Raw genomic sequence first — 14,166 nt, 5'->3', positions numbered from 1 at the left:
GTTACACAAAAATCAGAACACTCTCCGACAAGGTGATTAAAACCATGCGGGATACTGGTGCCGACATGCATGAGAACTATAAGGAGACCTCTCGGGGGGGACTGGCGGTGAATGTGATTGAGTGCTAAGTCTAGTAGGGTTAAGCCGATGAGGCGATTAGGATTTTTCTGGCTGTTGCCCAAGACAGAGAACCAAGCCTGCTAGCGTAGGAGAGATGATTAGGAGAGCGTAACCATGGGCGTCACCTGTCAGGCTCTGCTCAGGAATCATGCCAGAATTTGGCAGCAGGGCATTGAGCATCCCTTCCTGCGTCAGTGCCAGCAGGGCACCATTCAGCCGGTGCAGTTCGATACCTGGCTGGTGCAAGATTATCTGTTTGTGCAGGAATTTACTCGCATGCTAGCTCGGGTATTGGGGGCGGCTCCGTTTCATCATTTTCCGGTCTTGTTGAATGGATTGGCGGCCCTTAAGGAGGAACTGGCTTGGTTCGAACTCAAAGCTACGGAGCGGCAGCTAGAGTTGGATGTACCGCAGCAGTCGACTTGCCAGCAATATGGGGAGTTTATGGCTAGCCTGTGCACCACTCCCTATCCGGTGCAGGTGACGGCGCTATGGGCGATTGAATATGCCTACAACCAAGGCTGGCAGCTGCCGGGGCCGATGCCGGAGCCCTATGCAGAATTTGCGGCGCGTTGGGGCAATCCTGGATTCACGGAGTATGTGAACCAATTGGCCCAGCAGGCGGATGAGGTCTTAGCAGAGACCTCTGCCATGACTCAACGTCAGGCGGAAGCAGCATTTTTGCGGGTCGCCACCCTAGAGCGAGACTTTTGGCAGATGGCCTTTAGTGCTGGGTAGGTTCCTCTTGTTGGTTTCCGAGTGAGCTATGTTAATGCCCTGGAAGGGCTGGGCCAGCAGGTTTCTGTTTTCTGCCGTTATTCCGGCTGAGAAGAACAGGGATGGTGGGGCTCAACGTGGGGAATCAGGGAGTGGGGTTTTTCTAGCCCGTGCTGTTCCATCAAGGCGCCATCTCCCATGACCTCTGTAGGGACACCATCAGCCTTTACTTGGCCATCGTCGATTAGGAGGATGCGATCGCACACTTCCAGCAGAAATTCTAAATCGTGGGATGCAATCAGTAGGGTTTCTGGGGCCTGCTGCAGAAAGTGAATTAACCGGCGCCGACTGCGTAAATCTAGATTGGCCGTCGGCTCATCGTAGAGCAAGACCCGCGGACACATGGCCAGCAAGCCGGCAATGGCCACCATCTGCTTTTCCCCGCCGGAGAGATGGTGGGGGGGGCGTTGGGCCAGGGGCTCGGTGCCGGTCATTTGCATGGCCTGCTGCACCCGTTGGGCCACTTCCGCCTCAGGTAAGTTCATGTTATTGGGGCCAAAGGCGATGTCTTCCCAGACTGACGTAGAGAACAACTGATCGTCGGGATCTTGAAACAACAGACCAATGTCGGGATGGAACTGCCCCGGCTGTATCACCTGGTCGAAGAGACGCACCGTTCCCGCCGAGGGAGCCAAGACCCCACACAACAGCATGAACAGCGTGGTCTTGCCACAGCCGTTGTGGCCGATTACCCCTACCTTCTCCCCGGCGGTAATGGTTAGGGTGACATCGCCGAGAACATCGGGAGTGTCGGCGTAGGAGAAGGATAGATGTTCCGTTGCGATCGCAACCGGACGAGCCTGCTGAGTGTGCACCAGAGACGAGGGCGGCATCGATACCTGACTCATCGGCCCATTCCTCGCAGTTCTACAACCATAAACGTGGCCGCCAGCATCAACGACAGGGCCGTGGCCCAATAACTGTAACCATCAACCGAGGGCATACCCGCTGCAGGACGGCGAGTCGACACCCCATAGCCCCGTAGCCGCATGGCCTTATAGACCCGTTCCGAGCGTTCATAGCTGCGGATCAATAGACTGCCCGTCAACGACGCCAACTGCCGCATCAACCGCATATCTAACCGCAGCCATGACGACTTCCTCTGACTCCGACCCAATCCTCGCAATCGCATCGCCTGTTGCATCGTCGTCAGGGTATCGGCGATGTCATAGAGATAGCGATAGGCCAATAGGGTCATATCCGCCAGCAAGGCCGGCAACCCTAGGGATCGCAGCGCCTGAATTAGACTCAAAAACGGCGTCGTGCCTAACAAAATAAAGCCCGTCGTCAAAATGGCCAGAAACCGGCAAACCACCAACCCCATGGTCAGTACTCCCTCCCAATACAGGCTGAGCCAGCCCCACTGCCATAGCACCGTATCTCCCGAAGCAAAGGGCAGCACCAATACCACCGCCAAAATAAACATGCCTGGATAATGTAGCCGCTGCAGTAAAAATCGCAACGGCAGCCGGGACAGTCCGTAGAGCAGTAGGGTAATAACCACCATGGGCAAGACTAAGACCCACTGTCGCACCCCAGCAAAGGCAAAAATCAGGGCCACCAACCCCACCAGCTTCAACCGAGGCTGCCAACGATGAATGGGTGACTCCAGCCGGGTATAGGCATCTAAAGATAATGTCGGTGCCATGGCTAGGGTGATTCCTTCAGTAGTTCCGGTTTGACCCGCTGCAAGAATAGGACCAACAGCGCCGTAAATACCCCCTCAATTCCTATCAAGGGGAGATGAGTCAACAACAGGCCAACAATAGCGGTCTTTTCTGCCGCGCTATCGAAATCAGCCGGCACCGTCGCCACGACTAGAGTGAAGAAGCTCAAGGCCGTGATGCCTAACCCCAGGCCCCCCCCCAAAAAAGCAAAGATGGCCAAAGACCACCTAGCGGGCAACCGCCGGTCGAAATGATCGTGCAACCGAAACAGATGATAGGCCAGCACCGCCGGAATCCCCATCATGACAGCATTCACCCCCAGCGTCGTCAGTCCGCCATGGCCCAAGACAATCGCCTGAAAAAACAACCCGATCAAAATCGCCGGGAAGGCAAAATATCCTAGCATCACTCCCAGCAGCCCGTTCAGAATCAGATGCACACTGGCAGGCGGAATCGGGATATAGATGGACGAGGCCACAAAAAATGCCGCCGTCAACAGAGCCCCTTTGGGGATTTCGGCAGTAGGATCGGGTTTGTGATTAATTTGGCGCAGGGCATACCAGGTAGCCAAGCCAGTCATGGCATAGCCTCCCGCACACACCTGAGCCGGTAAAATCCCATCGGGAATATGCACTAGCGCTTGCCTCTCGCAAAGAATAAGGCGGTGCCAATAAAGCCCCAGATCACCGCTGCAGCCAAGACCCACCGCTGCAGAGGCGATAGGTCGCCATGGCCACTCGTCGTTGCCAACGTCGCACCAGCGTCTTCATCTACGGGAATCGCAATCACATCACCATGGCCAGCCTGGCGGACCGTCACTTCCCAGGTTCCCGCTTCAGCTCTGTCCGGCGAAAACACAAACCGCCCTTGCTCGTCCGTTGTGCCAGTCAGCCAAGGTTGACTGGGGTCATCCGGGGCATACACTGCCACCTGGGCATTGGCCATCGGTTCACCGGAGTCAAAGGTGGCGGTAATTTCCACCGCCTGGGTCTGGCGATAGCCTAGATCAACCCCATGGCCCCAGGCCGGCATAGCAATGGCGATGCCACTGACACTGCCTAGCAGTAGCCCCTTCAGGTAGTTCATGCCGCCAAATCAGTCTCGTCGCAGTGGCCTTCACCGACATGGCCCAAGCTAGGCAAGATCTCCATAAATTTCTCGTACTCTGCCGCCGGTAATTCCTGCTGCAAGGTTTGACTATCGGCCGTCACCTGTCCCGACTCCGCTAGGGCGGCGAAGGGCTCAAAACCTAGCGCGCCTGTATTGATCTCATCGTCAGGGGGGGCTTCCCCATCGCCAAAGAGGTGATCGAAGTGAAAGGTGGCTTCTAAATCGGCCTGGTCGGTGGCTGTGAGCATGCCTTTGCGCTCCTCGCCAACATAGTCGCCACAGACAAAGCTCAATTCTTCTGCCACCTGAATCGTGAAGTCAATGGTTTGGCCAGCTTTAGTGGCGGTGCCCTGCAATACCAACGGATAGCCACCGGCTGGCCCTTCGGCATCGCCGACCATCTTCCAGGACAGGGCATTATAGCGACCAGCCGGTGCCTCTAAGCTAGTCACTTGAATTGGTTCAGCGTCGGCATTCCCTGCTGCCAAGTCAACCGTCACAGCAGCGTCACTCTTAACGGTCTCTTGGGCTTGGATGCTAGCGTCTGAGTCTGGATCAAAGGGCGGATCACTCTGGTAAGCGGTCACCTCAGCTAGGGTGACATAGACATGGTCGAACTGGATCTCCCAGCCGTCTTTGGTGACAAACCCTTGCCGCACAAAGTCTTCACCATTGGCCTTAATGGTGAGAGTGCCGCTGCCTGCTGCAGCGGTAGTTGCGGTGGTGGTCTCGGTGGGCTCAGTTGCCTCCTGCGTTCCAGGATTACTGGCACAGCCTTGGATCACCGTTGCTACCGCCAGAGAGCCTAGAAACACTCTGAGTAATTGCCGCATGCTTCACCTGTGGTCGTTAACTGTAGTCAGTTAACCGTTGACTCCCGCTAAAATTCAATGCCCCCTAGGGGGGGACAACTTATATCACTATTCGGTTGAATTAATACTTGCGGGCTCTTTATCTCTCTAGCCGCAACTTAGACTATACAAATAAAAAAGATCCTGAGGTCGCCTCAAACCCAATTAAATCGCGATTGACAGATGGCAGTAATCCCGTGATCAGAATACATGGCTAAATGAAGCTAAATGATTATTGAAAAATTTTTGGCCAAATAGTTTTCAGCCTAATCATAAGGGTAGCTTGCCCTGCCCCTCGGCGGGCCTCGGTAGGATGTACAGAGCTAGTATCAGGCTTTCTGCCCCAGCAACTCTGCGATCGCACGATGCTCTACTGGCGGTTCAGCCGGGAGTTCTTGCCGGGTATCAGTGATCAGCCAGTCTAGGGCGGCGGCTTGCATGTCAATGGACGCTCCGGTTTTGTCCACACAATAGCGGCCAAACACCAGCTTATCCACCAGACGCACGCCAGGACCGATGCGGGAGTATTCGAAGATGACACTCTTATCGACAATGGCACCACTGCAGATGCAACAATTGGGGCCGATCATGCTGGGGCCAATGATGGTCGCCCCATCTTCAATGTGAGTCATGCCACCGATATACACCGGACCTTCGATGTGGACCTTATCCCAGTTTGCCTTGACGTTGAGGCCGGCATAGACACCCGGGCAAACCTCATTGCCAGGAATCTCGACCAGCTTTACTTTGCCGGTCAGCACATCCTGAATCGCTTGCCAGTAATCGGGCACCTTACCGATATCAACCCACTCAAAGTCCATGGTGATGCCATAGAAGGGGGCATTGGCCGCCACCAAGCGCGGGAATAAATCACCGCCGATATCAAACTCAACTCCCGAGGGAATGTAGTCGAAGATCTCGGGCTCGAAGATGTAAATGCCGGTATTGATGTCGGTGCTGAGGGCTTCTTCGACCTTGGGTTTTTCCTGGAAGGACTTGACCCGACCGTCGTCATCGGTCACCACTACCCCGTAACTGGGCACCTGCTTCAGGGGCACCGATTGCATCACAATGGTGGCAATTGATCCTTTTTCCTGGTGACGCCGCACCGCTTCGCTGAGGTTGAGGTCGATCAGGGCGTCGCCGCAGAGCACAATAAATGTGTCGTCAAAGAAGGGATAGAAATCCTGGATTTTGCGCATGCCGCCGGCAGAGCCCCGCGCTTCCCCTACTAACTGACCATCGACGATGCGGCCTTCGAAGGAGTAGCCCAGTTCCACTCCGAAGCGCTGGCCATCTCGAAAATAGCCCTCGATTTCATTGGCCAGGTGACTGACATTGACCATGACTTGGCTGAAGCCATGCTGGCGCAGAAGTTCCAGCAGAAATTCCATCACTGGCTTCTGCAGAATCGGAATCATGGGCTTGGGAATGGTGTATGTGATCGGGCGGACGCGAGTTCCCTTACCCGCTGCCAGAATCATGGCTTTCATAAATCCCGTATCCCCTCTATAACAATAGTCAACAACAGATAAGACAGATAAGACAGAGTCAGCTGTAACTGAAACAAGCTGTCGTTATACCCCTCAGGTTGCCTTGGTCTGAAGCCAATGACTTCGCTATGCTATCAACTGATTCTAAGGCTTCCCAGGGATGGCCCTATAATTCAAAGAGTTCTTACAGAGCCATAGCTGGCTCCAGGGTTTGCCAACAGGAATTTCAAACTTGGCCAGGATGTCTAGGGCCAAGCTAATCAGGCAACCCATAGGATGGCATGGCTTCTTCGGCCTCACTGAGAGGCACCCGTTTCAAATTACGAACCTTGAGATCTTGATAGAACTCCCGTTGGGAAAGTTCCACCTTGGACTGGGCCGAGAGAAACAGGAGTCCCCAAAATACCCCCACCCGTTCATGGATGTCGGCGGCTTCGGGAGTGGTGTGGGAATGGCCCGATTTTAGTGCCTCTGGCTGAAACTGTGGCCATAGGGTCAACAGATCTTCGAAATCGATCCAGGTGAGACTATCTTCTAGCTGCTCCCAGTAGGCGTCGAGAAAGGTCTCTAGGGCGGCGGCAATTTCGGAGAGATTTTCCTGGTGGGCTAACTGAGCAATGGCGCGCACGGCCTGCCGTTTTGGTTGCGATCGCACCCGCCGGGCTCGGGCTCGGGGGGGATGTTCTGCCATGACGGCGGCAATGGTCTCGAGCTGCTCGATTAACTCATTCAGGGTCACCGGTCGTCGCTGCGGCGGGGTGGCCACGGCTCGCCGGTGGAGATGATTTTCTAGATGCCGGGGTAGGGGAGCCGCGGCAAAGGCATCCTCTTCGAAGAATTCGTCTGACTCTAACAGGTCCTCGGGTTCTGTCTCTGCCCGCGCCAGGGTATCGGCCTTAAGCAGCACCAACATGGAGGCATAGAGAAAGCCTTGACCCGCTTCCGACAAACTGGTTTCGTGGGCGGTTCGACCCGTGGCTACCGGGGGGGGGAGGTGCGATCGCAAGGTACTGAGAAAGCGATCAATGACATCGATGACTTTGACATCCCAGGGATCGATCTCCCCTTGTTCGGCCAGATCGATCAGAAATGCGATCGCTGTTTGGGCCAGAGAAAGGGCCATAGCTCATTCATCCGTCACTAGAGACATTCTATTGGACAAAGGCCTCAGTGTTGTCTCCCTCTTCCTGAGCCGCCTTAGAGGCTGGCAGCATCAACTTCTGCTCTTCCAGTTCCACCCGATAGCGCTCGACGTCTTCTTCTAGCTGCTGGATGCGCACCTCTCGCTGTTGCATCTGTTTGTTGACTGAAAAGAATCCTTGCAATTGCACCCAGACGCTAAAGACCCAAGCTAGGACGGCCCCCACCCCCATGGCCATAATTAGTTCTATCGATAGGGGAGCCTCAATCTCAACACCACGTACGATGTGGATGACGGCTGGTTCGGTGTTCTCAATGCCGAACAGAACCAAGGCCAGACAGATGACGAAAATGACAACAAAATTCAGCTGCCGCATGGGGTCTACACCTCCTTACACACCAAAAAAAATCTACCCGTCGGGGGGATTACTCAGCCTTCACTATACCCTCCCCTTGCCCTAGAAGTGAGCTGTCTCAACATCAGTTTCGCAACCGGTATTTTATCCCCCAACCCAAGGCCACCAGGGTTGCGATCGCAAGGGTGCCGATGCCAACCCAGCTGGGCACCCAGACTATCCCCTCCAAATAATTCACCTGCCCTGGCCGCAATCGCCACTGGGCCACCCCGTCTTGCTTAGAGAGCGGCGGCACCGTGGTCGTCTCCCTCACCGTCAGGCCCCAGGGGGTTTGCCAGGCAAATCGTAAATCCAGCCAAGGGCGTGACATCCATGTCTCAGGCAGCGGCGACAGTTCAGGGACATCCCGTAAATCCACCTCCACCACAAAATGATTGCGGATTGCCACCAGCCAATTTCCCTGTTGCAAGGATAACTGAGCCTGCATCGTTGCCACCTGGGGGAGTCCCACCGCCTGCCAATCGGCCTCTGGCTGAAAAAACTGATTAAAGACCCGCGTCAACTCGGCCCCATTGTGAAACGGCAACACGATATCCATATCGGCTGTCGATGGAGAACGCACCCGTCCCCCTAGGGCTTGAGCCCGGGCCTGCAACTGTTGTCTCCAAAGGGCCACCTCATCGGCAGCAACCGCTGCGGCTCGCTGCGTTAGGTGCACATGTTGAACAATCTGCCCACGAGTTTGGCGGTCAAACTGAATGCTGACGTCATAGCGAACACAGCCAGAGAGCAGCAGCAACAACGTCCCCAACCCGATGATCTGCAACAGCAAGGGCCATCGGCGTCCTCCCCTCAGCTTCGGCAAAACAGTTGGCTTTCCGGCCCGGCTCATCGTATCCCCCCGGCCTAGATCCTGCTCCAGACATCAGGGGATCGCCGCTGCTGCAGCCGCTGGATATGGTGGAAGAGCTGCCAACAGTATTGCTCTGGCAAGCCACAGGTCCAGGCCCCCCGTAACACCACCGAGCTATACCAATCATTGGGGGCGATTTCCTGATACAACTTGTCGACCACCGTGTAGGTGCGGGTTTGGGGATAGCAGCGCCCTCGGCAGTGAACCGTAACCCGCTGCTGACAATACCCTTCTTCTCGCTCATCTAGGCAGGCACTGAGGCGCCAAGGCAATCGATACAATACCCCATGCACTTGAGCTTCTGCGTCTTGAATCACGTCTAAAACGCCGCAGTTCCGGCGCTGGGAACGGCGGAAAAACCCTAATCGGTAGCCAGGTAACAGGGCCGGACCGACTACATAGCCATGGGTTGACTCTCCCAGAGATCGCTTCAAGTCCACCGGACACATACACGATCCATAGGCAAAATAATAAAAACTCTGCTCACAGCTCAACTGCTGAGCCCTGTGATGAACTGTGACTGGATCGCCTAGGGATTGAGAAGCCATGGTGGTGAACGCGCAATTGATCGGGTGTCGGCAGCCCCCCGTTGTCCTAACCTACCCTATGGCGGGGATAAACGGGGTAGTTTGTGGGGATGACCTATCCGGCCCCGATACCCAGGCGCCCTGCCAGACTCGGGGTTAGGGGCAGCAGGGTGGCCAACATTAAAAATAAAGCCAGCAAGCCCAGGGCAGCTCGGGCATCATCGGGCTCGGTTAAGTCGTTAAGGCTGGGCCGCTCCAAGGTGCGCTGCAACAGCAGAATTAACGCCGCCCAGTAGAGGGCTAAGGGATTCATGATAGACACCAAGGCCAGCACAATCAAGGTGATCACCGTAGTGCGACCCGCCGTTTTGCGGCCGTAGATGGCCTGTACGATGCGACCGCCATCCAGCTGGCCAGCTGGCATCAGGTTGAGCGCCGTAATCACCAAGCCCAGCCAGCCAATAATCGTCAGGGGATGCACGTCCACCATCGGTTCTTGCAAGGCCGCCCCCAACACCACCCGAGCTAGGAATCCAACCAGCACTGATCCCTGGAAAACTTCGGCTGGAATCTGAAACAAACTGCCCGGATGGGACAGCACCAAGCCCAAGATCAGCATGAGTAAAGACACTAACCCGCCGACAGCAGGCCCAGCCAAGGCCACATCGAAGAGGACGGAACGGTTCGGCAATAGGGATTCAAACCGGGTCAGGGCGCCAAAGGAGCCGATCTGCCAGGCTGGAATAAAAAAGGGTGGACCCAGCTTGACGTCATGGCGGCGAGCCAACAGCCGATGACCCAGCTCGTGGGTCCCCAGGATTAAGGCTAATCCCAGGGCAATGGGGAAGGCTTCTGTCCACCGCTGAGGAGACTGTAATAGGTCAAAGCCCTGTAAAATTCCGCCGGTCTCGAAGCTGGTAGCCAAGGTCGCCAGCCCCAGTACCACGGCCAGGCCAATCTGTGTCGGCGTCGTCTTAGCGGGCTCAACACTACTGGGCAGTACCACCACCACCGGTTTGCCTTCGGTATTTTCTACCAGAAATAATCGATACTTATGCTCGAGTCGCTCCTGTAACAGGGAGGAGAGCTTGACTCGGGTGGCCTCTGGCTCCCCCCGCAGGTTGCCGCGAAAGATGGCCCCCTCTTGGTAGGGAATCGTCTCGGTGCGAAAGAACGTGTCGATGCCAAAGATGCCTTCTATGGCGCTGAGCTCTTCGGCTGGGATGGAGATGGAAGGGGACTCTGGGGGGGCGGCTGCAGCCGAGGCGCTAGCTTGATCGGACTCAGACGCCTCAGTGGCCGCCTCAGCGTCTGCAGTGGCACTAGCACTGTCAGTATCTTTGGCAGTATCTTTGGCAGTATCTTTGGCAGTGGCCATGGCTGCCCGTCGTTTCGCCAGTTCGTCTTCCCCTAAGGCTCGCAGCCGCCGTCCTAAATAGATATAGATGCCGGCTGAGAGAATCAGTAATCCCAGGACGGACCGCCAGATTGAGATAAATGCCTGCGGCGAATAGGCCGAAAAACAGCAGCCAGGGAGCCATCAGTGTCGCGGATTGCAGCCAGGCAAGAATACCGATTTTGCCGTAGGGACGAGCTCGCAAAAATCCCCAGACCAATAGTGCGATCGCAACCGATAGAATCAGAATCGTCACCATGATGCCGATGTTGCCTCTTGTTGCCTCTAGCTTGTTGCCTCTAGATCTACGACGCGACGGGAGTGCCGACACTGATGCCGCCCTTAGCCCCCGTCTGACGCCCCCCTCCAGTGAACCCATAGGCGTCTAAATCCCTACCAATACTCTACCGGAGCAGTGCTCTTAGCAGTCCGATCAAGAGTTCGGATATCCGCCGCCCCCTTGCCAGCCATTGATGGCAAAGCCATCTTTCTGGCCCCATGCCGCCATTGTCGCCATTGGCAAGAGAGATATACAGTGAGCAAGAATCACTATGTATCGCCAAATTCTCAACCCAACTAGGGATTTCTAGCTTGTCCTATGACGCCACCGTCATTTCCTGAGCCTTCCTCGTCGTCTCAAGAGACTGCTGCGACGACGTCTGGGGAAAACATCCCCCCAACCCCGATCCCTGACGCCATCGATGAGACTACCTCGGCAACGAGTACTGCGCCCCCTGCAGACACCACCGTCGAGCCTGCGGTGCTGCCACTGCCGCCCCTATCGTCAACTGCAATCCTGCTCTTAGCATTGGCCGCTTTGGGGTTTGGCCTCATGACTCAGAGTAATTGGCTCGTGCTGCTCGGCTCATGGGTGGCATTGGGGAGTTCCCTGCGGCTGCTATTGCCCTTGTTGCTGTCTTTTCTAGCGGATCTATCTAGCCAGCAACAAACTATGCTAATTGCCCTGCCTGGAGGTCTGCTGGGACTGTTGGGTTTGATGCACAGTCTCGGCCTGAATCGCCAACTCCTGGCCTGGGGACGTACTATCCGCTGGGATGTCGTGGGGGCCCTTGGCGACTTTGTGGGGGCCTTTGGCCAAATCTTAATTGCCCTGCTGGCAGTTTATGTTGCCTGGCGGCAGTACATCATTTCCCGCGACTTAACCACCCAGCAAAACCGCATTACCCAACAGCAGACCATTGATGCCTTCTTCCAGGGCATTTCAGAGCTAGTTCTCGATGATGAGGGCCTTTTAGAGGATTGGCCTCAGGAGCGCATCATTGCCGAAGCGAGGACGGCCGCCATCCTCAGTAGCGTTGATGCCACGGGTAAGGCCAAGGTGATTCGGTTTCTCTCTCAGTCCAAGCTACTCACCCCCCTGCGGCGGGATAGGCGCCTGGGGCGGCCGATTCTAGATGGCATGGGGGGCTATGAGGAAGACTGGCAACACGGCATCCGGGTCATTGATCTGGGAGCGATGCTAGCCAGCAGCGATCTCGCTAAGACAGATTTACGCTGGAGCGATCTCAGTGATGCCAACCTGGTACGCACTAATTTAGCCGACTGTGATCTGGTCAAAGCCAATTTGACCCGGACTGTTCTCTACCAAGCTACCCTAGCCGCAGCCGATGTGATGGGCACTCGATTTTTCTGGGGAGCGGTAGACCAGGCTTCCCCTCGCAGTCGCAACGAACTGCCAGATTACATCACAGGTGCCTACACCGGGGCCGTGGTTGAGGGAGTTGACTTTACCAGGGTGCGGCGCCTGTCGGAGGAGCAGCGTCATTACTGTTGCGCCTGGGCTGGCGAGAAAAGCCGCACCACCATTCCTGGTGGTTGCCATGCCATCCCGAATCGCTTGGGCCGTTGAGGCAAGACACCAGTAAAACTGCGTAGGTAGCCCTAGCTGTCTCGCCAGGGTATGAAAGATTGGCAAATATTTGGGCATCCTGTACGAAGATTAGACCTAGCTAGGGTAGGGAAGCCCTCAAGATTAAGCTAAGGATCTAGGCATTGAGTAAAGTGGCAACAGGCAACCGATAGGGAACCATGGTTAGGACCCGCAAGTTTCAGATGCGATCGCACCCTTCCCGGAGCAAGGTCAGACGCGTCCGAGGACGCCGTGACTCCCAAGCGTCAGCCCCGGCGCCAACCGCCAGTGATACCCCAGAAGAGCTAGGGCCACAGCCCCTGTCTAAGCGGGAAGCCCAGGCTCGAGACAGAGCCGCTGCTAAGGCCAAGCGTGCCCTGATTCAATACACCGTCGGGGCTATTATCTTTTCAGGGTTAGTGGCCCTGCTAGTCGGTATCTTCCTAGAACCCAAGCTCGGGGTAGGCGCCCTAGTCGCTCTACTCTGCTTGACCCTATCATTCAAATATCCCCGCCAGGCAATCTTCGCCTTTATCATTTATCTGCCTTTCAGCGGCACCGTTACCTATGCCCTGGGCGGCAGTAGCATTCTGCAGTTAGCCAAGGATGCCATCTACATACCAGCGTTAATCGGCGTATTTCAGTTCTGTCAGCGCAAGCGGCAACCCTTTATTCTTCCCAATTCCATTAAGGCGCCCCTAGCCATCCTGTTAACCATCTCGGTAATGACCCTGCTGTTTGTTAACGGTCCCCAGCAGCTGGCCTCTGGAGGCAGTGAGAAACCCATTCTAATGGGGATTCTGGGACTCAAAATTCTGCTAGGTTATCTGCCATTGATTCCCTGTATTTACTATCTGATTCGCAATCGCGAGGACCTCTACTTTCTATTACGGGTTCAAGTGGTCTTGGTGATTGCTTGCTGTGCCTTGGGGCTGCTTCAGTATTTAATGCTGAAAACCGGTCAATGCCAAGGTACTACCGGCACAGGTGAGCAACTCTTTAAGGCCTCCCTCGATGCCCGTTGCTTTGTTGGGGGCTCATTGCTTTACTCCCCAGAGCATGGGCAAATTCGACTGCCTGGCACCTTTGTGGCTCCCTGGCAGTGGGGATGGTTCTTGATTTCCAGTGGGTTTTTCGGCTTTGGCACCGCCTTCAGCGATCGCTCTCCATTCTGGCGCCTGATTGGCTTGATTTCTCTGGTATCGGTGGCCGTGCTGGCCGTTGTATCAGGGCAACGGATCGCCTTGATCATGGTCCCGATAACGGTGGTTGGCCTCTTAATCTTGACCGGACAAGTGGCCAACTTAAAGCGATTTATTCCCGTGGGAATTGGCCTGGGTTTCATTCTCACGGTGTTGATGATTCGCAACCCCGCCATCGTAAATGAACGAATTGCCAGTTTCCAAGCTCGCTGGGAAGCCTCGCCGCCCCATGAATTTGTGATGCAGCAATTGCAATGGGCCATGGAAAACCAAGAGGGCATTCTAGGCAGGGGCTTAGGCCGTGGCACCAATGCCGCTCGTATCTTTGGTGAGACCAGCTTGATTGAAACCTATCATTCCAAGCTGCTATTTGAAATTGGCCCCTTAGGTATCCTGGCGGTGTTAGGCCTGTACACTGTCTTGACCATAGCCACCTTCAAAGCCTATCGCTCGATCAAGGATCCTAATCTGCGAGGCTATGCTGCCTCCATGTGGGTATTCGTACTCTTCATCAGCTACTTTCCCTATTACTATCCCCTCGATGTCGACCCCGTGAATGTCTATTACTGGTTAGCGGCTGGTATTACCCTGAAATTACCTGAGATCGACAAGCAAGAGCGAATTCGACAACGATTAGAAGCCCTGGCCCAGAAACGAAAATTATCTCCCCGAGAATTGAAGCAGTTGCAGGCCCAAGTGACCGCCGGCGACTTTGGATAACCAAGAACCTGTGTATCAAACTGC

Annotated in this window: 13 protein-coding genes and 2 pseudogenes; 4 read left to right on the top strand and 11 right to left on the bottom strand. The window is 55.4% G+C overall.

Annotated elements, in window-relative coordinates:
* Positions 1-26 precede the first annotated feature (26 nt).
* A pseudogene (locus tag XM38_RS28875) lies at positions 27-128 on the top strand (L-serine ammonia-lyase, iron-sulfur-dependent, subunit alpha); the annotation flags it as partial.
* A 106-nt stretch (positions 129-234) separates the two neighbouring features.
* Positions 235-858 carry a thiaminase II/PqqC family protein gene (locus tag XM38_RS09985; RefSeq protein WP_088429708.1) on the top strand — a complete coding sequence of 208 codons (624 nt, stop codon included), beginning with the start codon at positions 235-237 and terminating at the stop codon, positions 856-858.
* Positions 859-935: 77 nt separating this feature from the next.
* Here the strand turns inward: XM38_RS09985 and XM38_RS09980 are convergent, their stop codons facing one another.
* The 11 genes and pseudogenes from XM38_RS09980 to XM38_RS09930 form a co-directional block, all read right to left on the bottom strand.
* Positions 936-1,745, bottom strand: coding sequence for an energy-coupling factor ABC transporter ATP-binding protein (locus tag XM38_RS09980; protein ID WP_225889273.1), 810 nt, complete (start codon positions 1,743-1,745; stop codon positions 936-938).
* Positions 1,742-2,545 carry a cobalt ECF transporter T component CbiQ gene (gene cbiQ / locus XM38_RS09975; protein WP_080809664.1) on the bottom strand — a complete coding sequence of 268 codons (804 nt, stop codon included), beginning with the start codon at positions 2,543-2,545 and terminating at the stop codon, positions 1,742-1,744. Before cbiQ ends, XM38_RS09980 begins: the two co-directional genes overlap by 4 nt.
* 2 nt (positions 2,546-2,547) lie before the next feature.
* A complete protein-coding gene (gene cbiM / locus XM38_RS09970; RefSeq protein WP_088429706.1) occupies positions 2,548-3,198 on the bottom strand; it encodes a cobalt transporter CbiM in 651 nt (216 codons plus the stop codon).
* Complete coding sequence (locus XM38_RS09965; RefSeq protein WP_080809662.1) at positions 3,198-3,650, bottom strand: carboxypeptidase-like regulatory domain-containing protein; 453 nt, start codon at positions 3,648-3,650, stop codon at positions 3,198-3,200. Before XM38_RS09965 ends, cbiM begins: the two co-directional genes overlap by 1 nt.
* Positions 3,647-4,507: a DUF4382 domain-containing protein gene (locus XM38_RS09960; protein ID WP_080809660.1), complete on the bottom strand. Its 861-nt coding sequence runs from the start codon at positions 4,505-4,507 to the stop codon at positions 3,647-3,649. Before XM38_RS09960 ends, XM38_RS09965 begins: the two co-directional genes overlap by 4 nt.
* 347 nt (positions 4,508-4,854) lie before the next feature.
* Positions 4,855-6,018 carry a sugar phosphate nucleotidyltransferase gene (locus XM38_RS09955; protein ID WP_088429705.1) on the bottom strand — a complete coding sequence of 388 codons (1,164 nt, stop codon included), beginning with the start codon at positions 6,016-6,018 and terminating at the stop codon, positions 4,855-4,857.
* Between the two features lie 256 nt (positions 6,019-6,274).
* Positions 6,275-7,141, bottom strand: a complete 867-nt coding sequence (locus XM38_RS09950) for a segregation/condensation protein A (protein WP_080809659.1) — start codon at positions 7,139-7,141, stop codon at positions 6,275-6,277.
* A gap of 28 nt (positions 7,142-7,169) precedes the next feature.
* Positions 7,170-7,535 carry a lipopolysaccharide assembly protein LapA domain-containing protein gene (locus XM38_RS09945; RefSeq protein ID WP_080809656.1) on the bottom strand — a complete coding sequence of 122 codons (366 nt, stop codon included), beginning with the start codon at positions 7,533-7,535 and terminating at the stop codon, positions 7,170-7,172.
* A 103-nt stretch (positions 7,536-7,638) separates the two neighbouring features.
* Complete coding sequence (locus XM38_RS09940; protein WP_088429703.1) at positions 7,639-8,406, bottom strand: DUF3153 domain-containing protein; 768 nt, start codon at positions 8,404-8,406, stop codon at positions 7,639-7,641.
* A 14-nt stretch (positions 8,407-8,420) separates the two neighbouring features.
* Entirely contained in the window at positions 8,421-8,975 is a 555-nt protein-coding gene (locus XM38_RS09935; protein ID WP_080809652.1) for a gamma-glutamylcyclotransferase family protein, read from the bottom strand.
* Positions 8,976-9,069: 94 nt separating this feature from the next.
* Positions 9,070-10,609: pseudogene (locus XM38_RS09930) on the bottom strand (site-2 protease family protein).
* A gap of 339 nt (positions 10,610-10,948) precedes the next feature.
* Between XM38_RS09930 and XM38_RS09925 the strand changes: the two are divergent.
* Entirely contained in the window at positions 10,949-12,220 is a 1,272-nt protein-coding gene (locus XM38_RS09925; protein ID WP_080809649.1) for a pentapeptide repeat-containing protein, read from the top strand.
* A 179-nt stretch (positions 12,221-12,399) separates the two neighbouring features.
* Positions 12,400-14,142, top strand: a complete 1,743-nt coding sequence (gene hpsL, locus XM38_RS09920) for a hormogonium polysaccharide biosynthesis protein HpsL (RefSeq protein WP_088429701.1) — start codon at positions 12,400-12,402, stop codon at positions 14,140-14,142.
* Positions 14,143-14,166 lie beyond the last annotated feature (24 nt).

The sequence above is a fragment of the Halomicronema hongdechloris C2206 genome (assembly GCF_002075285.3).
Classification (GTDB): Bacteria; Cyanobacteriota; Cyanobacteriia; order Phormidesmidales; family Phormidesmidaceae; genus Halomicronema_B; species Halomicronema_B hongdechloris.
Note: the sequence above shows the minus strand (reverse complement) of the source record. Positions and strands in the feature narration are given on the sequence as shown.

Coding starts and splice junctions, on each gene's coding strand:
- XM38_RS09980 (WP_225889273.1), bottom strand. CDS start 1,745: ATGAGTCAGGTATCGATGCCGCCCTCGTCTCTGGTGCACACTCAGCAG.
- hpsL (WP_088429701.1), top strand. CDS start 12,400: ATGGTTAGGACCCGCAAGTTTCAGATGCGATCGCACCCTTCCCGGAGC.
- XM38_RS09955 (WP_088429705.1), bottom strand. CDS start 6,018: ATGAAAGCCATGATTCTGGCAGCGGGTAAGGGAACTCGCGTCCGCCCG.
- XM38_RS09960 (WP_080809660.1), bottom strand. CDS start 4,507: ATGCGGCAATTACTCAGAGTGTTTCTAGGCTCTCTGGCGGTAGCAACG.
- XM38_RS09965 (WP_080809662.1), bottom strand. CDS start 3,650: ATGAACTACCTGAAGGGGCTACTGCTAGGCAGTGTCAGTGGCATCGCC.
- XM38_RS09950 (WP_080809659.1), bottom strand. CDS start 7,141: ATGGCCCTTTCTCTGGCCCAAACAGCGATCGCATTTCTGATCGATCTG.
- XM38_RS09925 (WP_080809649.1), top strand. CDS start 10,949: ATGACGCCACCGTCATTTCCTGAGCCTTCCTCGTCGTCTCAAGAGACT.
- XM38_RS09985 (WP_088429708.1), top strand. CDS start 235: ATGGGCGTCACCTGTCAGGCTCTGCTCAGGAATCATGCCAGAATTTGG.
- XM38_RS09935 (WP_080809652.1), bottom strand. CDS start 8,975: ATGGCTTCTCAATCCCTAGGCGATCCAGTCACAGTTCATCACAGGGCT.
- XM38_RS09945 (WP_080809656.1), bottom strand. CDS start 7,535: ATGCGGCAGCTGAATTTTGTTGTCATTTTCGTCATCTGTCTGGCCTTG.
- XM38_RS09940 (WP_088429703.1), bottom strand. CDS start 8,406: ATGAGCCGGGCCGGAAAGCCAACTGTTTTGCCGAAGCTGAGGGGAGGA.
- cbiQ (WP_080809664.1), bottom strand. CDS start 2,545: ATGGCACCGACATTATCTTTAGATGCCTATACCCGGCTGGAGTCACCC.